Annotated in this window: 19 protein-coding genes; 7 read left to right on the forward strand and 12 right to left on the reverse strand. The window is 62.1% G+C overall.

Going from position 1 to position 21,535, the window contains the following annotated elements:
• Nucleotides 1-4 precede the first annotated feature (4 nt).
• From R8L07_11710 to R8L07_11725, 4 genes are read right to left on the reverse strand one after another with little or no spacing between them, the layout of a single operon-like run.
• Entirely contained in the window at nt 5-1,408 is a 1,404-nt protein-coding gene (locus tag R8L07_11710) for an aminotransferase (protein MDW3206191.1), read from the reverse strand.
• A complete protein-coding gene (locus R8L07_11715) occupies nt 1,408-2,613 on the reverse strand; it encodes an aminomethyltransferase family protein (GenBank protein MDW3206192.1) in 1,206 nt (401 codons plus the stop codon). Before R8L07_11715 ends, R8L07_11710 begins: the two co-directional genes overlap by 1 nt.
• Nucleotides 2,610-4,169, reverse strand: coding sequence for an NAD(P)/FAD-dependent oxidoreductase (locus R8L07_11720; protein MDW3206193.1), 1,560 nt, complete (start codon nt 4,167-4,169; stop codon nt 2,610-2,612). The genes R8L07_11715 and R8L07_11720 overlap by 4 nt, the downstream gene beginning before the upstream one ends.
• The gene (locus tag R8L07_11725) at nt 4,169-5,791 is read right to left on the reverse strand and encodes an NAD(P)/FAD-dependent oxidoreductase (GenBank protein ID MDW3206194.1); all 1,623 of its coding nucleotides are present in this window, start codon (nt 5,789-5,791) and stop codon (nt 4,169-4,171) included. Before R8L07_11725 ends, R8L07_11720 begins: the two co-directional genes overlap by 1 nt.
• A gap of 167 nt (nt 5,792-5,958) precedes the next feature.
• Here R8L07_11725 and R8L07_11730 point away from each other — a divergent pair, with 167 nt between their 5' ends.
• Nucleotides 5,959-6,642, forward strand: coding sequence for a TetR family transcriptional regulator C-terminal domain-containing protein (locus R8L07_11730; protein MDW3206195.1), 684 nt, complete (start codon nt 5,959-5,961; stop codon nt 6,640-6,642).
• A gap of 15 nt (nt 6,643-6,657) precedes the next feature.
• Here R8L07_11730 and R8L07_11735 read toward each other — a convergent pair whose 3' ends face one another.
• Both R8L07_11735 and R8L07_11740 read right to left on the reverse strand, forming a co-directional pair.
• Complete coding sequence (locus R8L07_11735) at nt 6,658-7,725, reverse strand: 3-carboxy-cis,cis-muconate cycloisomerase (protein MDW3206196.1); 1,068 nt, start codon at nt 7,723-7,725, stop codon at nt 6,658-6,660.
• 124 nt (nt 7,726-7,849) lie between these two features.
• Entirely contained in the window at nt 7,850-8,518 is a 669-nt protein-coding gene (locus tag R8L07_11740) for a GntR family transcriptional regulator (protein MDW3206197.1), read from the reverse strand.
• A gap of 160 nt (nt 8,519-8,678) precedes the next feature.
• Here R8L07_11740 and dctP point away from each other — a divergent pair, with 160 nt between their 5' ends.
• The 4 genes from dctP (at nt 8,679) to R8L07_11760 (ending at nt 13,143) form a co-directional block, all read left to right on the forward strand.
• Nucleotides 8,679-9,668, forward strand: coding sequence for a TRAP transporter substrate-binding protein DctP (gene dctP, locus R8L07_11745; GenBank protein MDW3206198.1), 990 nt, complete (start codon nt 8,679-8,681; stop codon nt 9,666-9,668).
• An 80-nt stretch (nt 9,669-9,748) separates the two neighbouring features.
• On the forward strand, nt 9,749-10,300 hold the full coding sequence (locus R8L07_11750; GenBank protein ID MDW3206199.1) for a TRAP transporter small permease subunit: 552 nt from the start codon (nt 9,749-9,751) through the stop codon (nt 10,298-10,300).
• Nucleotides 10,300-11,616 carry a TRAP transporter large permease gene (locus R8L07_11755; GenBank protein ID MDW3206200.1) on the forward strand — a complete coding sequence of 439 codons (1,317 nt, stop codon included), beginning with the start codon at nt 10,300-10,302 and terminating at the stop codon, nt 11,614-11,616. Before R8L07_11750 ends, R8L07_11755 begins: the two co-directional genes overlap by 1 nt.
• A gap of 15 nt (nt 11,617-11,631) precedes the next feature.
• The gene (locus tag R8L07_11760) at nt 11,632-13,143 is read left to right on the forward strand and encodes a malonyl-CoA synthase (GenBank protein MDW3206201.1); all 1,512 of its coding nucleotides are present in this window, start codon (nt 11,632-11,634) and stop codon (nt 13,141-13,143) included.
• An 8-nt stretch (nt 13,144-13,151) separates the two neighbouring features.
• Here the strand turns inward: R8L07_11760 and R8L07_11765 are convergent, their stop codons facing one another.
• The 6 genes from R8L07_11765 to R8L07_11790 form a co-directional block, all read right to left on the reverse strand.
• Nucleotides 13,152-14,384, reverse strand: coding sequence for a serine hydrolase (locus R8L07_11765; protein MDW3206202.1), 1,233 nt, complete (start codon nt 14,382-14,384; stop codon nt 13,152-13,154).
• Nucleotides 14,385-14,506: 122 nt separating this feature from the next.
• Entirely contained in the window at nt 14,507-15,532 is a 1,026-nt protein-coding gene (locus tag R8L07_11770) for an extracellular solute-binding protein (protein ID MDW3206203.1), read from the reverse strand.
• Between the two features lie 83 nt (nt 15,533-15,615).
• A complete protein-coding gene (locus tag R8L07_11775; protein ID MDW3206204.1) occupies nt 15,616-16,407 on the reverse strand; it encodes an ABC transporter permease in 792 nt (263 codons plus the stop codon).
• A 49-nt stretch (nt 16,408-16,456) separates the two neighbouring features.
• Complete coding sequence (locus R8L07_11780) at nt 16,457-17,407, reverse strand: ABC transporter permease (protein ID MDW3206205.1); 951 nt, start codon at nt 17,405-17,407, stop codon at nt 16,457-16,459.
• Nucleotides 17,407-18,528, reverse strand: a complete 1,122-nt coding sequence (locus R8L07_11785) for an ABC transporter ATP-binding protein (protein ID MDW3206206.1) — start codon at nt 18,526-18,528, stop codon at nt 17,407-17,409. Before R8L07_11785 ends, R8L07_11780 begins: the two co-directional genes overlap by 1 nt.
• 160 nt (nt 18,529-18,688) lie before the next feature.
• Nucleotides 18,689-19,501: a LuxR C-terminal-related transcriptional regulator gene (locus tag R8L07_11790; protein ID MDW3206207.1), complete on the reverse strand. Its 813-nt coding sequence runs from the start codon at nt 19,499-19,501 to the stop codon at nt 18,689-18,691.
• 116 nt (nt 19,502-19,617) lie between these two features.
• On the opposite strand from R8L07_11790, the gene R8L07_11795 reads away from it, so the two are divergent.
• Both R8L07_11795 and aguB read left to right on the forward strand, forming a co-directional pair.
• Nucleotides 19,618-20,646, forward strand: coding sequence for a histone deacetylase family protein (locus R8L07_11795; protein MDW3206208.1), 1,029 nt, complete (start codon nt 19,618-19,620; stop codon nt 20,644-20,646).
• Nucleotides 20,643-21,524 (forward strand): N-carbamoylputrescine amidase, encoded by an 882-nt coding sequence (gene aguB / locus R8L07_11800; GenBank protein MDW3206209.1) that lies wholly within the window; start codon nt 20,643-20,645, stop codon nt 21,522-21,524. Before R8L07_11795 ends, aguB begins: the two co-directional genes overlap by 4 nt.
• The last annotated feature ends 11 nt before the right edge of the window (nt 21,525-21,535 follow it).

Here is a 21,535-nt window from a genome sequence, read left to right on the forward strand (position 1 = left end):
GGTGTTATGCAAATCCACCCTTCGCATCGGATTCCACCGCGCGAATGGCCTCCTCCAGAATGTCGAACATGTCGTCGATCTGGTCCTTGGTGATGATCAGCGGCGGTGAGAAAACGCACATGTTGATAAGCGGCCGCACGATCAGGCCCAGCTCTTCGCATTTCCGGTCGACGCGATTGCCGAATTCATGGTCCAGCGCCAGGCGGTCGCCATCCGCCGCGATCCGCCCCTCGACACAGCCGACCAGACCGACACCGCGCGTGTCTCCCACGACCGGCGAGTCCCGCAGGGCGTGAAGCCGTTTCAGGAAATACGGTGAGACTTCCCGGACATGTTCCAGCAAACCGTCACGTTCCATGATCTCGATGTTCTTGAGGGCCGCGGCGCAGGACACCGGATGACCGGAATAAGTATAGCCGTTTGAGAACATGATGTCCTCCTGTCCCTTGCCGGTGATCGGCTCCAGGACGCGGTCGGAAATCAGGCAGGCGCCGAGCGGAAGATAGCCGGAGGTCAGCCCCTTGGCGCAGGTGATGATGTCCGGCACGATGCCGAAGACATCCTCCGACGCGAACCAGTGTCCCAGTCGGCCGAAGCCGGTCACGACCTCATCCGAGATGTAGAGGATGTCGTTGGCGCGGCAGATTTCGTGACAACGCTGATGGTAGCCCGGGGGCGGAATGATGACCCCGCCGGAAGCCAGGATCGGCTCCGCGATAAAGGCGCCGACATTTTCAGGCCCCGCTTCCGCGATTGCATTTTCCAGATCGGCGATCTTGGCGTCGCACCAGTCTTCGATGCTCATGCCCTCGGGGCGGATCGACGGGTTGACGTTCGGCAGCAGAATGGCGTTTTCGCGGTCCAGATCGAACCAGCTCTTGCTGCGTTCCTTGCCGGTAACCGACGCGGCCAGATAGGTCGACCCGTGATACGCCTTCTCCCGCGAGATCACGATCTTCTTGTTCGGGCGACCCAGTCGGTTGTTGTAGAAATGCATGAAGCGGATCGCGGTATCGACCGCAGTGGAGCCGCCGGTGGTGAAGAACACGGTGTTCAGGTCACCCGGCGCCAGATCTGCCAGTTTCTTGGCAAGGATCGCCGACGGTTCGCTCGCCGTGTTCCACGGGGAATGATAGGCTAGTTGCATGACCTGTTCGGCGATGGCGTCCGCCATTTCGCGGTTGGCGTAGCCGATCTGGGTGCACCACATGCCGCCGGGCCCGTCGATCAGCCGCTTGCCGTTCTGGTCGTAGACATAGATGCCCTCGGCGCGTGCCGAGATCGTGCGATCGGCACCGTCTTCGACCCACATCGCCTCCCAGGGATGCATGTAGTGCTTGTTGTCGTAGTCGCGGATGGTCGCCGCGGAATTGCTCAGTCCCGGATTGGACTTTTCCTCGATAAGCATCAGTACCTTCCCGGCGGGGTCGCCCCCCGCCTCGCATGTTTGAAGAAGGGGCGTTCCGCGACCGTCGCGCGGGCCATCACCCGTTCCCATTTGCCTTCCTTGTGGTGATAGATCTCGGCCCAGAGGTCCGAGAGGATGTCGGTTCCATAGGGAACCTTCAGTTCCGCTACTGCCAGGTTCCGCTTGCAGGTAGGCGACCATAGTGCGGATGTGACATGACCCGCTTCCTTCTTCTTGCGGTGATAGACGAATGCGCCGTCGGCGGGCTTGTGGCCTTCGATATCCAGACCGACGAGGGCGTAGCGCGGGCCGCGCTTCCGAGCTTCCAACAAGGCCCGCCTTCCGTTGAAGTGCCCCTTGTCGAAGGCGACCAGTCGGCCGAATCCCAGTTCGAACGGCGTGCGGCCCCTTGTGGGGCGCAATGCATGGTGACTGGACTGGAAATCGACGCCCGGCGCGATGAAGCCGGCTTCGATCCGTGCCATGTTCAGGGCGTCGAAACCGATCGGGCGCAAGCCATAATCCGCGCCCGCCGGCCAGAGCCTGTCGAACAGTGTCTCCGCCTTGTCGGCGGGAACCCAGATCTCGTAGCCCAGATCCCCGGTAAAGCCCGTGCGGGAGATCATCGTATCGCCATCGGCATGCATCATGTCGAACGGCTTCAGGACCTCGACGCCTTCAAAGCCGGCGCGCTCGAGAACGGCGTAGCTGGTTGGTCCCTGCAGGGACAACCCGGCCACGGAATGGCTTTCATCCGTGATGTCGACGTCGAACCCCCAGGCGATATCGTGCAGCCAACTGAATTGCGGCTCCTGGCAGCACAGTCGATAATCCGACGGGGAGAAGCGGAAAACGGTGCCGTCGTCGATCACATGCCCGTCCTCGTCGCACCACAACGAATAGCCGACGCGCATGTCGCGCATCTTCTCGACATTCCGGGTGACAAGTCGATTGATGACACGGGTCGCGTCCGGCCCAGTTACCCGATACTTGTGCATCGGCGAGATATCGAACAGCGTCGCCTGGTTGCGGATCGCGAAATACTCTGCCTCCACCGTGTCGTAACGGCGCGGCGAGATGTAGCCCGCCCAGGGCATCCAGTCTTCATGCAGGCTGAACGGTCTCAGGCGCGCATCAAAGGGCGAGGGGATCAAACCGCGCGGGACGGCGGTAGCCTCGGTTCGGGTCGGTTTGATGACGGTCATGCCGCAACCCTCCGCTTCTCATCGGCCAGGACAATTCTGGCCGCGTTGCAGCCGGGCAGCGCGGTGACATCGCCGCCGGGATGGCAGGACGCACCGCAGAGAAAGAGGCCGCCGACCGGCAGCGCGTAGCGATCAATCCCGGGCGCAGGTCGGAGCATCAGCATTTGGTCTGCGATCATCTCGCCATGATGCCAATGACCGCCCGGCGCGCCGGTCATCCGCTCGATGTCCATCGGTGTCAGGATCTGCGTCCCGACCACATGGCCACCCAAACCGGAATCGTAACGCGCGAGGGTGTCTATGACGATGTCCGCCAACGCGGCACGGGTCTTGTCCGACCAGCCCTCTTTCAATTCATAGGGGGTGTATTGCACAACGACTGAAACGATATGCTTTCCGTCCCGCGCCAGTGACGGGTCGGACAGAGTGGGAATGGTTACTTCCAGGACCGGGTCGTCGGGCAACTCGCCGTATTTCGCGCGGTTGAAGGCCAGTTCCATTCGGTCGAGCGACGGCGTCACCAGCAGGCGTCCGGCCATATGCCCGGCTGTCAGCCCGGCGAATCTGGGGGCAGCGTCAAGAACGAGATTGACCTTTGCGGTGCAGCCCTTGGCCCGGATCTTCCGGATGCGGCGCACCATCTCCGCATCGAAATGCGCCGGGCCGGCCAGCATCATCGTGCTGCGCGGGTCGAGGCTGGACAGGACGCTGCCTGCGGCGATTTCGCTGCCATCTTCCAGAACCACACCGGTGACGCGATCGTCTTCGACCGAAATGGCCCGCACACCGGCGCCACAGCGGATTTCCGCACCCGCGGCCTGCGCCGATTTCTCGAACGCGCGCAGGGCGCCGCCCACGCCGCCCTGGGGCACATGGCGCGCGCCACCACCGATCAGGCGGTACATCATTGTCAGAACGGTGCCGGGAGAGCGCGGTCCGATATGACCGCCCATCACGGCATCGATACCCAGCGCGCCGGCCAGTGGCCCGTCATCGATTTCGTCGAGAATCGCATCATAGGCGTTGGACAGAAGGACGCGCAGGAACTCACGCGCGTCGGCCTTACCCATTCCGCGAATGCCGAAAGCCAGTTTTGCCAGGGAGGCGGCTTCTCCCAGATCGAGTCCGTCCAGGCGAGGCGGTGGCCGATGTGTCAGGGTGGCGAGCTTGTCTCCGAACCGGGCCATGCGCTTGCGCAGCGCCCTGAAGGCTTCGGCATCCGGATGGGAAACGCCGTCGGCAAAGCTAGCGTCGTCCCCGTCCAGCAGGATATGGCGTCCGCCTTCGTCCAGAACGACGGTTGGGATGGACCGGGCTGCGAAGTTCAGGCCATGGCGTTTCAGGTCCAGGGCGTCGATCTCGGATTTGCCGAGGCCGCCCAGGAGATGCGCCAGTTGCGGCCCCGCCACGCCCGCGGCGATCTCGCCATTGGCGGCCATCCCGCCGGGAACAGCGTTCTTTTCCAGAACCAGAACCGACTTTCCCTGCTTCGCCAGAAGGATCGCGGCGGCAAGGCCGTTATGGCCGGCACCGATGACAATGGTGTCGTATTGCATCAGGCGGCCCTCTCCACGGATTTGCTGCCGGATTGCCGGCCCAGATCGCCCAGGATTTCACGGGCGGCGTTGGCGCCCGGTGCGGCCATGACGCCGCCGCCCGGATGGGAGGAGGACCCGCAGACATAAAGCCCCTTGATCGGCGAGCGATAGTCCGCATAGCCGGGCACCGGTCTGTTGAACAGCAACTGGTCGAAGGTCAGTTCTCCCTGGAAGATGTTGCCCTCGGTCAGGCCGACCTCGCGTTCGATGTCCCAGGGGGTGCGGACTTCCTTGTGCACGATCAGATCGCGGAAGCCTGGCGCGTGGCGTTCGATCTTGTCGATGACCGTATCGGCGAAGGCTTCCCGGTTCGGTCCGTCCCAGCTTTCGCCGCCGGCCAGTTCATAGGGCGCATACTGGACGAACAGTGTCATCATATGCTTGCATGGCGGCGCCATTGTCGGATCTATATAAGTCGGTATCAGCATGTCGAAATACGGTTCCTGCGACCATCGACCGGCCTTCCAGTCGTCGTAGGCGCGATCCAGTTCGTCCAGGCTGTCCGATGCGTGCAGATCGCCTTTCAGGAAGGCCGCGTTCTTCGGTGCGGCGATGAAGTCGGGGGCGCCGTCCAGGGCGACATTGATCTTGCCGGAGGATCCGCGGATCTTGAATCGCCGCACCGCCTTCTTGAAATCGTCCGGCAGATCGCCGCCGTCGACATGCTTCAGGAATGTGCGCCGGACGTCCATGTTGGACACAACGGTCGGCGCGGTGATCTCGTCGCCGTTTTCCAGCACGACGCCGGTGACGCGCCCGCCATTCACCAGGAAGCGGTCAATGGCGCTGCCGGTGCGGATTTCGCCGCCTGCTTCGCGGAAGGCATTGGCCAGTGCGGCGCTGACCCCGCCCATGCCGCCGCGGGTAAAGCCCCAGGCGCCGATACTGCCGTCGACCTCACCCATGTAGTGATGCAGCAGGACGTAGGCCGTGCCCGGCGAATAGACGCCCAACCCGGTTCCGATGATGCCGGAACCCGCGATATGGGCCTTGATCACGTCGCTTTCGAAGAAATCGTCCAGGAATTCGCCGACCGACATGGTCCAGAAGCGCAGCGTGTCCGCCATCTCCCGCGGCCCGAGGTCGTGGAAGCGCCGGGCGAGGTACAGCATCTCCTGGATGTCACGCGGTTTCAGCCTCACCGGGTCCGGCGGCGTGCGCATCAGCAGCGGCTTGATGAAGCGGCATTGCCGCGTCACGAAGCGCGAGTACCGGTCATAAGCGTCGACATCCTTCTTCGAATGGCGCGCAATTTCGCGGCGCAGCGCATCGTGATCCGAATAATAGGCGAAATAGTCGCCGTTCCGCATGAAGGTTGCGCCGCTCTCATACGGGATCACCTGCAGGCCGTGGCGTGGCAGATCCAGTTCGCGCTGAACTTCGGGCCGCAGCAGACTGCAGACATAGGAGCAATTGGAATAGGTCCAGCCAGGATGCAGTTCACGGCTGACCGCCGCGCCGCCGACATAGTCGTTACGCTCCACGACCAGGACCTTCAGTCCGCTCCTGGCCAGATAGCAGGCCGTGGTGAGACCGTTATGCCCCGCACCGACCACGATTGCGTCGTACCGATTAGCCATGAACCCGCCTGTTTGCCGACTTTGCCTTCCGTCGATTTCAAGGCTAGTGCAGCGCGCCTCTTCCGTCTATAATTTTTTTGAGCAGTTATTTAAATTAAAGATCGGCTTGCGAACCCTTGGCCACTGCGGCATAGCGAAGGCGCAGGTGCGGAACATTGGGACGGAACATGGCGGACGCGAACAGCCCGACGCGCAAACCGATCGGTCGCCCGAGAGGCGAGCAGTCCGAAAATGCCGCGCGGCGCAGGCAGCAACTGGTCGAGGCCGCGATCGAGTCGATCGTCGAGTTGGGGATGTCCGCGACAACGCTGGCCACTGTTGCCAAGGCGGCCGGGCTGTCCCAGGGCGTCGCGGTGTTCTACTTCAAGGGCAAGGAAAACCTGCTGGTGGCGACGCTGCGCCATCACTACGAGGAATACACCAATCTCTGGAAGTCGGCGGTCGCCAAGGCTTCTGACGATCCGATTGATCGGGTGATGGCCCTGATCCTGGCTGATCTCGATCCGCGCATCTGCACCGCGCGTAACCTGTCGCTTTGGAACTCGTTCTGGGGAGAGGCCGCTGCCCGGCCGCGGTTTGCGGAACTGTGTGAGGCCTATGACAAGGAGCGCTATGACATGCTGGTCTCGCTCTGCAAGGAAGCGTCCGGGCTCGCCATCGAAGGTTGGTCGCCCATCGATGTGGCCGATGCCTTCGACAGCATGACGGACGGCATGTGGATCCGGATGCATATCACGCCGGATTTCATGGATCTGAATGCCGGGCGTAAGCTGCTGGCACGGCAGGCCTGCACCATCTATCCGTCCCATGCAAAGCGGATTGTCGAACTGGCCGACGCCGCGCTGGACTGAGTACGGCCGTCCGCCTTACTTGTCCGTTCGCCCGAATTCTTCAATCGAAGACAGCAATTCCCGGGCATGCCGCGTGGCCGCAGCGGTCGTGACACATATGTCCGGGAGGATCAGCCATTCCAGGGTCCAGGCACTGCCGGAACGTTCCTGCTCATGAATCAGGGCGTCATGCATTCCCGGCAGCAGGGTCGCGGCGTATCGGGCCAGCGTGACAAGGACTTCGGCCCGAATCGGGTTTGACTTATGCGGCATGGCCGAGGAGCCGCCACCGCCGGCCAGCCGGATTTCCTCCGGACCGCCCTGCGCCATGAGGGCGATGTCCTGTCCGATCTTCCCCAGGACTCCGCAGGTGCCGGACAGCCAGTTGGCGAAATCCGCCAGGGCCGTGCGGTCGGTTTGCCAGGACCCGCCCGGATCCCCCAATCCAAGCGCCTCGGCGAGGGCTGCGCGCAGCTCGACCGCGTGATCCCCAAACCCTTCCGCCGTGCCGACCGGACCGGCGAGCTGCAGTCGCAGAAGGCCGGGAGTCAATGCATCCAGGGCGTCGAGACGGCCGGCAATGGGGGCTGCCCAGATCTCGATGCGATCGTCACCGCGAATGGGGAGTGCGGCCTGCATTCGGGTGCGTCCCATCAGCGTGCGGTCGCCGAACTTCGCCGACAGTTCGCTCAGGGCCTGTTGAACCTCTTCCAGCCGTCCCCGGATCAGCTTCAAGAAATCCGCGAGACGCAGTGTCAGCGCCGTATCAATGGCGTCCTGGCTGGTTGTGCCGAAATGCAGATACTCGGCGTGCGGCTCCCCGATTTCGGCACGCAGTTGCTTGATCAGTCCAGGGACGGCAAGGCCGTCGCGCGCCATTGCGTGGACAAGGTTCTTCGGGTCCGCCTCGAACCCGGTGCAAACCGCGCGAATCCGATCCGCTGCAGCATCGGGGATGAGGCCCAGTTCCGATTGCGCCACCGCGAGCGCGGATTCGAAGCGCAGAATGGCCTGCCGCTCGGCCAGATCGGTGAAGAGAGCCTCGGCCGCCGGGTCACCGGCGAGCTGAGAGAGGAGCGGTTCGGATCTGATCGTGAAACTCATACACTCGGTCTAATCGCGATCGAACGCGGCGGCAAGGGGCGTCGGGATGGCTGTGTATGAGAGACCGACACCCAGCGCGATGCGGCGAACCGGCCGGCGGGCGCTCGCCGGCGGGCCTGCCGCGCTAGCTCGCCAGCTTGGCGGGGCCCTTGCTGTAGCTGGCCATCAGGTCGGTGAACTTCTTGCCCTGGATGGCGATATGCGAATGCACGGTCTGGGCTGCTTTGGCCTCATCACCGGCCTTGATCGCCGTCAGGATGTCGCGGTGTTCGTCCATCGACTGCTTCAGGCGGCCGCGAACACGCAACTGCATGCGCCGGAACGGCTGCAGCCGCTTGTGCAGGCGGGAGGCTTCCGCGGCGAGGAAGCTGTTGCCGCTCGCCCGGTAGAGCGCGTTGTGAAAGATCTCATTGGCCCGATAGTAGACATCCGCATCCCCTGATTCCAGGGCACGGTCGCAATCGTCGGCCGCCGCGTGCAGGCGTCTCAGGTCGTCTTCGGTGCACAGTCTTGCTGCCAGGCGACCGCACATTGCCTCCAACTCGGCCATGACCTCGAACATCTCGAACATCTGGACGACGTCGGGCTGTCGCACGAAGGCGCCGCGGCGCGGGATCAATTCTACCAGTCCGGTTGCGGACAGCATCTGAAATGCTTCGCGAAGTGGGGTGCGGGACACGCCAAGCCGCGCGGACAGTCGGGTCTCGTCGAGGCGTTCTCCGTCCTCGAACTCTCCGGAGAGGATCATCTGCTCCAGGGATTCCCGAAGTGTATCCGCCGTTCTTCCGCTCATGGACAAACCTTACCATCGGGCCCCGCATGCGACAATGAAGTTCTTGTATACAATCTGTTTGACTTTGAACACATGCACGGTACCTTCGATGCGACCGGACGCAGAGCCGGACCGACGGAATCCCCGTCCGAAAACGACAATCGTCTACTGGGAGGTAGAAATGAAATTCAAGCTGAGTGCCGCCGTCGCGGCTGTTGCCCTGGCCGCCGGCCTCGCCGGTCCGGCGTCCGCTGTCGAGCTGCGCCTGTCCCACCAATGGTCGACCGCCGATGTCCGTCACAAGGTGGCGCAGATTGTCGCCGATGAGGTGGCGGCCGCCGGTGTCGACCTGTCGATCAAGATCTTCCCGTCCAAATCGCTGTTCAAGCCGCGCGAGCAGTATAAGCCCCTGTCACGCGGCCAGTTGGACATGACGGTCTTCCCGCTGTCCTATGCCGGCGGTCAGCGTCCGGAATTCAACCTGACCCTGATGCCGGGTCTGGTGAAGAACCATGACCATGCGGCGCGCCTCAATGAATCGCCGTTCATGGAGAAGATCGAAGGCCTGATGGCTGAAGACGATGTCATGGTTCTGGTTCACGGCTATCTGGCGGGCGGATTCGTCGGCGTGGACAAATGCATTACCTCGCCGGATGACGTGGCCGGGCTCCAGACCCGTGCCGCGGGCAAGGCCTTCGAACAGATGCTGGCCGCGGCCGGTGCCTCGATCGCCTCGATGGCGTCTTCGGAAATCTACAATGCCATGCAGACCGGTGTGCTGCAGGCGGCGAATACCTCGTCCTCGTCCTTCGTGTCCTACCGAATCTACGAGCAGGTGAAGTGCTACACCCCGGCGGGCGATGTCGCGTTGTGGTTCATGTATCAGCCGCTTCTGATGAACAAGTCGGCTTATGAAGCGCTGAACGACGAACAGCGGGCGGCCCTGGATGCCGCGGCGGCAAAGGCCGAAGCCTTTTACCTGGAGGAAGCCAAGAAGCAGGATGCCGCATCGGTCAAGGTGTTCCAGGATGCCGGTGTGGAGATCGCGAACATGACCCAGGACGAATTCAATGCCTGGCGCGAGATCGCGAAGAAGTCCTCCTACAAGAACTTTGTCGAGAATGTCCCGAACGGACAGGAACTGCTCGACATGGCTCTGGCCGTGGAGTGATCCGACCGGGGCGGGGCGGTGCAGTGGCATCGCCCCGCCTTCCGTCCTGAACCGGGGTTCAACAGGCTGGGGCTTTCGGCATGTTTTCTTTTGACGATGGCGGTACGGCACCGACCGGCGGGAACGTGATCCTGCGGATCATCGGTGCCATTTCAACGATCTGCGGCTGGTTTGCCGCCTTGCTGATCGTGTTGTCGGTGGCGGTCACCTGCGAGATGATCTTCGTGCGCGGTGTCCTGAACCAGTCGACGATCTGGCAGACCGAAGCCGTCGTCTACATGATGATCGCGGCGACCCTGCTGGGACTGCCCTATGTCCAGCGTCTGCGCGGTCATGTGAACGTCGATCTCCTGCCGATGCTGCTGCCACCTGGACCGCGCAAGGCCCTGATCGTCCTGACGCTTGTCGCCGCTGTCGTCGTTATTGCCCTGGTTCTGTATTACGGCATCCATCAATGGTACGAGGCCTGGTCCCGGAACTGGCGGTCCGACACCGTCTGGGGCGTGCGGCTGTGGATTCCCTATCTCGCCATTCCCGTCGGCTTCGGACTGTATCTGTTGCAGCTGGTGGCGGATCTCTATGCGGTGATCGTCGGGATTGACCGCAATTACGGTATCTCGGAGCACAACTGATGGATCCGCTGCTGCTGGGCGCCATCGTCGCCATCGCCACGATCGCTGTTCTCTTTTCCGGTATTTCCGTTGCCAACGGACTGCTGGTCGTCGCCGCCGCCTTCATCCTGATCTTCGACGGCGCGCGGTCGCTGGAACTGATGCCGGAAATCCTGTTCGGGAAGCTGGATAATTTCGCGCTGCTGTCGATTCCCATGTTCATCATCATGGGGGCGTCCATCGCTTCCACGCGTGCGGGAGCGGATCTGTACGAGGCCCTGGACCGCTGGCTGACGCGGGTGCCGGGCGGGTTGGTGATCTCCAACCTGGGCGCCTGCGCTTTGTTCGCGGCGATGTCGGGATCGTCCCCCGCGACCTGTGCCGCCATCGGCAAGATGGGCATTCCGGAAATGCGCAAGCGTGGTTATCCGGACGGGGTCGCGTCCGGCTCCATCGCGGCCGGCGGGACACTGGGCATCCTGATTCCGCCCTCCGTCACGATGATCGTCTACGGCATTGCGACGGAGACATCGATCGGCCGTCTGTTCCTGGCCGGCGTGTTCCCCGGCCTGCTGCTAGTGGGCCTGTTCATGGCATGGTCGCTGTTCGACACGTGGCGGAACGGCGATTCCCAGACCTTGCTGCCGACCCGCTTCACCCTGCGCCAGAAGCTTGAGATCCTGCCCCGGGTGGTGCCCTTCCTGGCAATCATCCTGGGCGTGCTGATCGCCATGTATGGCGGCTATGCGACACCGTCGGAAACGGCGGCGGTCGGGGCGCTGCTCTGCCTGGGCGTGGCGATTGTGATCTATCGCCTTTGGAATGCGAAGGCATTGTGGGCTGTCTTGCGGGATTCGACGCGCGAAAGCGTGATGATCCTGTTCATCATCGCGGCGGCCGGCGTCTTCTCCTACATGCTGTCCAGCCTGTTCATCACCCAGTCGATTGCGCAATGGATCGGTACGCTGGACGTCAATCCCTGGGTCCTGATGCTGTGCATCAACATTTTCCTGCTGATCGCCGGATTTTTCCTGCCGCCGGTGGCGGTAATCCTGATGGCGGCGCCGATCCTGCTGCCGATCGTGGTGTCGGCCGGTTTCGATCCGTACTGGTTCGCTGTCATCCTGACCATCAACATGGAGATCGGGCTGATTTCTCCCCCGGTCGGATTGAACCTCTATGTCATCAACGGTATTGCACCGGACATTCCACTGAAGACGATCCTGCTCGGCTCGTTGCCTTATGTTCTGTGCATGGTTGCGGCGATCGTCATCCTTTGCATCTTCCCCTGGCTCGCCACCGGATTGCCGGAAGCGGTGCTGGGGCCGGCGGTCTGACGGAGTACCAAGATCATGGCGAACCCGCTTTACGACGCCCTGTTCGGTCCGCATCAGGACAGTGATCGGGTCTTTCTGGAACTGGCGGACGGCCGTGCGTGGCAGTATCGGGATTTCCTGGCCTGCGCCGACCGTTTCGCCAACGTCTTCACCGCAGCAGGTGTGGGGCCGGGCGACCGCATTGCCGTCCAGATCGCCAAGTCGCCGGAGGCACTCGCGGTCTATGCGGCCTGTGTGAAGGCGGGAATTGTCTTCCTACCGCTGAACACCGCCTATACCGCCGACGAGATCGACTATTTCGTGGGCGATGCCACACCCGGTATTCTGATCTGCGATCCGGCGAATGCCGGCGCCCTGACCGATGTCGCGGCCCGGCATGGTGCCCGACTTTTGACACTCGACGGGCAGGGGCAGGGTACCCTTCCCGAGGCCGCGTCATCGGCCCCGGACCGGTTCGAAACCCGGGATCGCAATGCGTCCGATCTGGCGGCCTTTCTCTACACGTCGGGTACCACGGGGCGCTCCAAGGGCGCGATGCTGACCCAGGAGAACCTGCTGTCCAATGCAGAATCTCTGGTCGACTATTGGCGGTTCACCAAGGATGACGTGCTGCTGCACGCCCTTCCAATCTTTCACACCCATGGGCTGTTCGTTGCGACGAATGTCTGTCTGTTGGCCGGGGCGCGCATGATCTTCCTGCCGGCCTTCGACCCGGATGCGATGATCGCGAACCTACCCCGGTCGACGACGATGATGGGGGTTCCGACCTTCTATACACGCCTGCTGGACGATCCGCGTCTGACCCGGGAACTCGTCGGTCATATGCGTCTGTTCGTGTCGGGCAGTGCGCCGCTGCTGGCCGAAACGCATGTGGAGTTCGAGAGCCGGACCGGGCATCGCATCCTGGAACGTTACGGCATGACGGAAACCAACATGAACACGTCGAACCCCTATGACGGGGAACGCCGTGCCGGGACGGTGGGGTTCCCGCTGCCCGGCGTCGACCTGCGCATCGCCGACCCGGATACCGGTGCCCCGGTGGCGAATGGCGAGATCGGCGGGATCGAAGTGCGGGGTCCCAATGTCTTTGTCGGCTATTGGCAGATGCTCGAGAAGACGGCGGAGGATTTCCGCGATGACGGCTTCTTCAAGACCGGGGATCTGGGAAAGATCGATGCCGATGGCTATGTCCATATCGTCGGCCGCTCGAAAGATCTGATCATCTCCGGTGGCTACAACATCTATCCGAAGGAAATCGAACTGCTGCTGGATGAGCAGGAAGGCGTGAAGGAATCCGCCGTGATCGGCGTTCCGCATTCGGATTTCGGCGAAGGCGTGGTGGGCGTCCTTGTCGCCGCCGACGGGGACCTGGACACGGATGCCGTCTCGGCGGCGATCCGGTCCCGCATCGCGCGGTTCAAGCAGCCCAAGGCGCTGTTCGTGGTGGACGAACTGCCGCGCAATACCATGGGCAAGGTTCAGAAGAACGTCTTGCGTGACCGCTACAAGGACACGTTCGCGAAGTAGCTCGCCTGTCAGCTCGTCAGGGCATCCCGCACGGCAAAAACCGCGTTCAGCGTGTCGACCGTGAAATTGGTGATCAGATAATCCGGCCAGGTCGACAGCTTGACGGCCAGGAAGTCCGCTTCCGGATCGATGTAGATCAATTGGCCGAAGACTCCGCGCGCCATGTAGTCGCCACGTTCGACATCGTGAATCCACCACATCCTGCGGTATGCGCCGTTGGGCGAGGTAATGTCATAGGGATCGTTGAACCGCGTCGGGTCGCCCGTACGGCAGGAATCGACCCAGCTTTCGGGCACGATCTGCCTTCCGCCATGCCGACCGCCGTTCAGCATCATCAGTCCGAAGCGGGCGAAATCGCGCAGGGTGGCGTTGAAGCCGCCATCCGCCAGGGCGGTGCCGGCGGAATCCACCGTGAAATACGCGTCCCGATCCATGCCCAGCCGTGACCAGATGCGATCACTCAGCAACTGGGCCAGCGATGCACCCGCTTCGCGTTCCATGACCCAGGCCAGTACATCGGTTTCGATCGACCGATAACTGAAATCGCCGCCATGGGGACGCTCCTGCGGCAGGGTCAGGATGACATCGCGGATCGTCGGAACCGACTCTCCCGGCCGTGGTGGCCGCCAGCCGCTGGCAATGTCGATCCGCGTCATGTCGGAATAGGGCTCGCCGTAGTCTTCCACGAAACGAACGCCGGACTGCATGTCCAATACCTGGTTCAGGGTGGCATCGGCATAGCCGCAGCGGCCAAGTTCCGGCACCCGATCGCGCAGCGGCGCATCCAGATCCAGCTTGCCTTCACCGTGCAGGATGCCGGCCACCGCCCCCGTAACGGATTTCGATACGGATTGCGACAGATGCGGTGTCGAGGCCTGCATGTCGTTGAAATACTGTTCCAGCACGACACGCCCACGGTGGCAGATCAGGATGCCGTCGGTATAGGTTTCGGTCAGACAGTCGGCGAAGGTCTTGGTCGACCCGTCCGCGGCCTGGTAACGGACCTGCCCGAGAGGCTGGTGATCGGCTGGCAGATCGGATGCCGATCCGCTGCCGCGCATGACATCGACTGTCGGGATCAGGCTGCGAACGTTCTGGAAGGACCAGCGATTGAACGGCGGCAGGTCCCAGTTTTCCATGGTCGGGCGCTTTTCCGGAGGGGGCGGAAAGCCACGCATGATCCCCAATTCACGCGCCGTTCTGGGCCGGTGACTGGGGAGCGTGGGGTTGGTAATCGCCATCTCTGAAAATCCGCCCTTTTAGGATTGTCTCTTTTGTCTTGCCCGGCTTGTTGTCGTCCGGGTTCTCAAGGTCCGGTCGGGGTGGGCCGGTCAGCCCACCCCAGTTCCGGTCAGGTCTCGCCTTACTGCTTCAGGCGGGTCCAGATCTTGTTGTACATGTCCACGGTTTCCTGCGGGCACGGCTTCACGAAGTCCGGCGTCGGTGCGTCTGCCGGCATATTGATTTCCGGCGCGTCCAGCATTTCCGGATCCATGTAGGCCTCGCTGCCCTTGATGCCGTTCGCGTAGCGCGCGAAGTTCGAGATCAGGGCGGCGTTCTCCGGCGCCATGATGAAGTTCACGAAAAGCTTCGCGTTTTCCATGTTCGGCGCGTCGGACAGGACGGCGACATTGTCCATCCAGCCGGTGAAGCCTTCCTTCGGATAGGCGTACTGCAGGGTCGGGCGCTGGGCACGGGCACGCATCGCGGCGCCGTTCCAGTTCTGCGACAGATCGACATCCTTCGACGTCAGCTTCTCGATCGTGCTGTAGTCCATGGTGCGCCAGTACTGCTTTGCGTTCAGCAGCAGCTCGGTCACTTCCTTCAACTGCTCCTTGTCGCCGTTGCAGCGCGGATAGCCCAGATAGCGCAGACCGGCGTTGATCACGTCGTTCATGTCATTAAGCATGTTGATCCGGCCATGCAGCTCCGGCGGCGGCTCAAACAGCAGCGCCAGGGTATTGATGTCCCCGGAATAGACTTCGGTATCGACGGTGAAGGAGGTCGTGCCCCACTGCCACGGCACGGAATAGTTCCGGCCCGGATCCCACCAGACATCGACCCATTTCGGGTCCATATGTTTGAAGTTCTCCATTTCGTTCGGCTTGATTTCGGCCAGCAGGCCTTCACCGATCATGATCTTGATCATGTAGTCGCCGGGCACGACGATATCGTAGCCCGTGCCGCCTTCCTTGACCTTCGCGAGCATGGTCTCGTTCGAGTCGTAACCGTCGAGCGTCACCTCGACGTCGTACTCCTTGGAGAACTTCTCAATCAGTTCCGGGTTCGTATAGTTGCCCCAGTTGTAGATGTTCAGCTTGCCCTCGGCTGCGGCCGGGCCGGCCCATGCCAGACCGACGGCGGCAACCGCGGTCAGGCTCGTCAACATACGCTTCATCACATTACCTCCTCTGTTTTCGGGGCCGAGTTCTTATCAACGGTACGGCCGACCCCCGGATTTGAATGCCGTAGCTACTTGCGCCGTCTTCCCAGCAGGAAGAACAACGTTACGAACGCGATCGACAGCCCCAGAAGCAGTGTCGAAACCGCGTTGATCTCGGGCGTGATGCCGCGACGGATCTGGCCCAGGATGTAAATTGGCAGCGTCGTTTCGCCGGGTCCCGCCACCAGCAGGGTGATGATGACGTCGTCCAGCGACACGACGAAGGCCAGCATCGCGCCGGCGACAATACCGGGCATCAGCAGCGGCAGGGTGACCCGACGAAAGACCTGGAACGGCGGTGCATACAGATCTGCCGCTGCCTGCTCCATCGTCAGGTTCATATCCTCCAGTCGTGCCCGAATGGGCATGTAGGCAAAGGGGATGCAGAACACCGTATGGGCCAGCATCAGATAGCCGATCCCATTCACCCCGGTCAGCTGCTTGATCAAGGAGAAGAAGGCGAGCGTCGACACCGCCGTCACGATTTCGGGGATCATCAGGGGCTGGTTGATGATGGCGTAGGCCAGTGTCTGCCCCTTGAACGGCTGTGTGCGCGTTGTCGCCAGGGCGGCCATTGTTGCGAAGATCGTGGAGAAGACCGTCGCGACGGCGGCGACTTCCAGGGACACGATTGTTGCCTTGCGAATGCCTTCGTTGCCGAACGCTTCGACATACCAGCGGAAACTGAACTCGGTCCACAGCACGACGGAGCGGTTGTCGTTGAACGAGAACACGATCAGCACAAGGATCGGCGCATACAGAATGAAGATGCAGGCCCAGGCGACCTGATTGAAACCGGGCTGCTTCTTCAGGTCCACCATGGGGCGGCGCTTCCTGCCGCTTTCGGGCAGGGACGACTGGACTGTCGTGTCAGCCATGGCGTGCGCCCTCCTTGCCGGCATTCCGGATGTAGATCAGCAGGGCGACCATCACGACCGCCATCAGGATCAGGGCCGCGGCCGAGCCGAACGGCCAGTTGCGCGAACTGCCGAACTGAAGTGCGATCAGGTTACCGATCATCAGATGCTTACCGCCGCCCAGCAGTTCGGGCGTGATGTAGGCGCCGAGACCGGGGATGAAGACCAGGATGCAGCCCGCGACGATGCCGGGCTTCGCCATCGGCACGATGACGCGGCGCAAGACCTGCAGGCGGTTGGCGTAAAGATCGTAGGCGGCCTCCACGAGGCGGAAATCCAGCTTCTCCAGCGACGCATAGAGCGGCAGTACCATGAAGGGCAGGTAGGAATAGATCAGCCCCATGAAGACCGCGGTGTCAGTATAGAGGATGCTGACCGGCTGCTCGACGATGCCGATGCCCATCAGGCTCAGGTTGATGATGCCCTCGTCCCGGATGATCAGCAGCATGGCATAGGTGCGGATCAGGAGGTTGGTCCAAAACGGCAGGGTGATCAGGAACAGCCACAGGTTTCGCTGCTCGCGCGGCTTGCTGGCGATGAAGTAGGCCGTCGGAAATCCGATCAGCAGCGCGCCGATAGTGGTGACGAAGGCAAGACCGATGGAGCGACCGTAGATCTGCAGATAGGAGGACGAGAAGGTCAGCGTCTCGTCGAAGATATCCCGTTCGAAGAGAAACTGGACATAGGCCTCACCGGACAGTTCCCAGGTAACCCCGCCATAGGTGCCGGGGGACAGAACGGAGTAGATCATCGTGATCGTCAGCGGGAACAGTCCGACGATACCAATTGTCAGAATGGCCGGGGACAGAAGGAGGCGCCGGGTGCGCGTTTCGCGCGCCGCGTGCAGCCGCTTGGCTTCCGCCAGCCGGCCGTCTGTGGCGTTAGGGTCGGTGGCGTCAGTCATCAGTCGATCAGGACCTGAAGGTGTCGGTCCGGCAGCACCACGCCGACGCGCTCGCCCGGAGCGCCCGCCTCTCCCGAACTGCGGGCGACCAGCGTGCCGCCGCCATCCAGGGCAATATGCGTATTGGTGCCCGATCCGAAATAGACCGCGTTCTCGATTGTGCCGGTCGCGGTGCGGCTGCCGTCATCGGCACCGCAAAGGCTGACATTCTCCGGTCGAATGGCGATGCTGATCCGGCCCGGCTTCATGGAATCGGCGGAAAGATGGGCCTTCACTGTGGCGCCTGAGGCGAGTTTCACGTCCCCGACGGACCCGCTGACGGAGATCATTTCGGCTTCGAGGATGTTGATGTCGCCGATGAAATCCGCCACGAAACGACGTGCCGGCCGGTCGTAAATTTCCTTCGGGTCACCGACCTGCAGGATATGGCCCGTGTCCATGACCGCAATCCGGTCCGACATCGTCAGCGCCTCTTCCTGGTCATGGGTCACGAAGACAAAGGTGATGCCGGTTTCCGACTGCAGCCGCTTCAGTTCGATCTGCATCTCCTTGCGCAGCTTCAGATCCAGGGCGGACAACGGCTCGTCGAGCAGCAGGACCTTGGGGTGTGGCGCCAGGGCCCGGGCCAGGGCGACGCGCTGCTGCTGCCCGCCGGACAGCTGATCGGTGCGCCGGGTTGCCAGATGCTCCATGCGGACCATGGCCAGCATCTTTTCGACCGTGCCGTCGACTTCCGATTTCGGCTTGCCCTGCATCTCCAGACCGAAGGCGATGTTCTGGGCGACGGTCATATGCGGGAACAGCGCGTAGTTCTGAAACACCGTGTTGACCGGCCGCTTATAGGGGGGCAGGTGACCGATCTCCTCCCCGTCCAGCAGGATCTGTCCGCTGGTCGGCAGTTCGAAGCCGGCGATCAACCGCAACAAGGTCGTCTTGCCGCAGCCCGATGGGCCGAGAAGGGTGAAGAACTCGTTCTCGCGGATTTTCACCGACACGTCGTCCAGGGCGGTGACCAGATGGTTGCCGCTCCCGAAGCTCTTGATGACGTGGTCCACGGAAATCATGGTGCGATCGGACGCGGATTTGCCTGCGCCAACCGTCGCTTTTGGTTCGTCCGGCATGCGGTCTCCCTGTTCTGCCGACCCCGCACGCGCCCGGTTGCCGAATTCGTTTCGGTGCTCGGCGACTTCATCCGGATGCGCGTTCAAGCCGTTCCTGTCACAGAAAAAGGGTAAGTCCGAAACCGGTCATGCGTAAATATCCCCCGGGGGGTATGACGGATCAGACCTCGTCCCGCCCGGACAAGGCGTTGAGAAACAGGGAGAATAATTCGCTCTGGGATGAAATGTTCAGTTTCCGATAGGTGTTCTTGCGGTGGATCTTGACCGTGCCGGGACTGATCGAAATCGTTCGTGCGATGGATTTTGTCGAGTGGCCGCGCAGAATTAGCCCCGCGATCTCGCGCTCGCGCTCGGTCAGTTTTTCGGTTCCGAATTTCTCAAGTGCGGCATCGATTTCCTCCGGCGCGATTCCGTCCTCCGCGGGATGCGCGCCGTAGGATTCGTTTGCGAAGTGCCGCCGGTTCAGGGCGGCGAAGACCGGCAGCACCCGGCGCAGATTTGCGACGTCCCGCGAACTGAACCGGTTTTCGTCCCGGAGGCGACCGATGGAATAGAATAGATGTCGTCCGGTAGGCAGATCGATCAGGATCGCCAATTCGTCCCGCAGGCGGATCGTGCCGTAATACTCCTTGAAATAGGTCGATTGCTGGAATCGGTCCGGGGCGACGTCCTTCAACTGAAGGACGGCACAGGGCGCGGATTTGCGATAGGCGACGTAGAATGGGTCCAGCAGATAAGCCCCGTCCAGATAGCGCTCGATGACTTCGGAGCGGCGCTCGGCGCGAACATTATCGAACACATGGACGGGTCGCCGCGCGCCCTGCAACGCGGTCAGGAAGCAGCCCCGAAACGGGGCGTTGAGGCGGAGATAGTCCAGCGCGGACGGCACGAACGACGCCGTGCCGACCGCCGTGATGGCGGCCGCCAGTGCCTCTTCGCCCGTCGCAAATTTAGGTCCGTCCGATCGATACACGCCGGTTTCGACCCTTTCCCCTGACGCCACCCATCCCCAAAGGGATATTTACGCATGATGATCCACCCCATCATGGTATGCATCCGAAAACCGATTGAGAAGGGGGAGTTGGGCGAATGCTGACGGTTCAGACAGACAGGCACCAGTTGCGCAACGTGAAGACGGAGTTGCATGGTGGTCTGCTGGTTCCTCCCTTCGAATGTCCGGCCCGGGTCGACCGCATCCTGAGCCGCGTCAAATCGATCAATCTGGGGGAGGTTATCGAGCCGCGCGACTTCGGGATGGATCCGATCCGCCGCATTCACGACGCAGGCTTTCTGGATTTTCTCGCGACCTGCTGGACCGACTGGCAGGCTGCGGGCTTCAAGGGGGAGGCGATGGCCAATGTCTGGCCCGCACGCCGCATGCGGGAGACGCCGCCGAAATTCATTGACGGCAAGATCGGCTATTATGCCCTGGCCGCCGAAACCGCGATCGGCGACGGTACCTGGGAGGCGGCGCTGGCCAGCGCGAATGTTGCCCTGACCGCGCAGGCTGTGATGGCCGAAGGTGCGGATTCTGCCTTCGCCCTCTGCCGGCCGCCCGGGCATCATGCCACCTCGGACATGTTCGGCGGCTATTGCTTCATCAACAATGCGGCGGTGGCAGCCCAGGCCTTTTTGGATCAGGGGGCATCCCGCGTTGCCATTCTGGACGTCGATTTTCACCATGGAAACGGCACGCAGGATATCTTCTACGGCCGGGATGATGTTTTGTTCCTGTCACTTCATGGACAGCCGGAAGATGCCTTCCCGTACTTTCTGGGCTACGCCGACGAAACCGGCAAGGCAGGCGGTGAAGGCTTTACCGCTAACTATCCGCTGCCGCCGGGAACAGGATATGCCGCCTGGGAGGAGGCGCTGAAAACCGCGTTGGCAAGGATCGATGCCTATGGTCCCGATGCGGTCGTCATCTCGCTGGGGGTCGATACGTTCAAGGACGATCCGATCTCCTTCTTCAAATTGGAGAGTGACGACTACAAGCGCTACGGCAAGCGGATCGCGGGCCTGAACCGACCAACGCTCTTCGTCATGGAGGGCGGTTATGCCGTTGACGAAATCGGCATCAACGCTGTCAACGTTCTGACCGGGTTCGAAGACCGATGAGCGGTCGGATGATGAAGGTCGCCGCGACCCAATTCGCCTGCGACTGGAACCTGGACGGAAATCTGGACAAGGCGGAAGCGCTCGTCCGCGATGCAGCGGCGCAGGGTGCCAAGCTGATTTTGCTGCAGGAGCTGTTTGCCACGCCCTATTTCTGCCCGGACCAGAAGCAGGATTACTTTGCGTTGGCGGCACCACTGGAAAGTCATCCCGTCGTGGCGCGTTTCGCCGATCTGGCGCGGGAACTGGGCGTCGTCCTGCCGATCAGCTTCTTTGAGCGTGCGAACAATGCCTACTACAACAGCATCGCCATCGCGGATGACAATGGCAGCATCCTGGGCATTTACCGCAAGAGCCATATTCCCGACGGACCGGGATATCAGGAAAAATTCTACTTCAATCCAGGGGACACAGGGTTCCGGGTCTGGGATACCGCGGTCGGCCGGATCGGAGTCGGCATCTGCTGGGATCAATGGTTCCCCGAATGCGCCAGATCCATGGCGCTGATGGGGGCGGAGATCCTGCTCTATCCGACCGCCATCGGCAGCGAACCGCAGGACCCCACCCTGAACTCGAAAGATCATTGGCAGCGCGTGATGCAGGGCCATGCCGGCGCCAACCTGACGCCGCTGCTGGCCAGTAACAGGATCGGTGCAGAGGCGAACGATGCCGCCGAAATGCGGTTCTACGGCCATTCCTTCATTGCCGACGAAACTGGAGCGAAGGTTGCCGAGGCGGATGGTCAGAGCGCCGGTGTGATTGTCGGCGATTTTGACCTGGATGCCGTGCGTGCCCGTCGTGCGTCCTGGGGGCTGTTCCGGGACCGACGCCCCGAGCTTTACGATCCGGTTCTCAGTCTGGACGGTGCGCCAAAACGGTAAGGAAGGTTTTG

This window comes from Alphaproteobacteria bacterium (genome assembly GCA_033344895.1).
Classification (GTDB): Bacteria; Pseudomonadota; Alphaproteobacteria; order UBA8366; family Aestuariispiraceae; genus Pacificispira.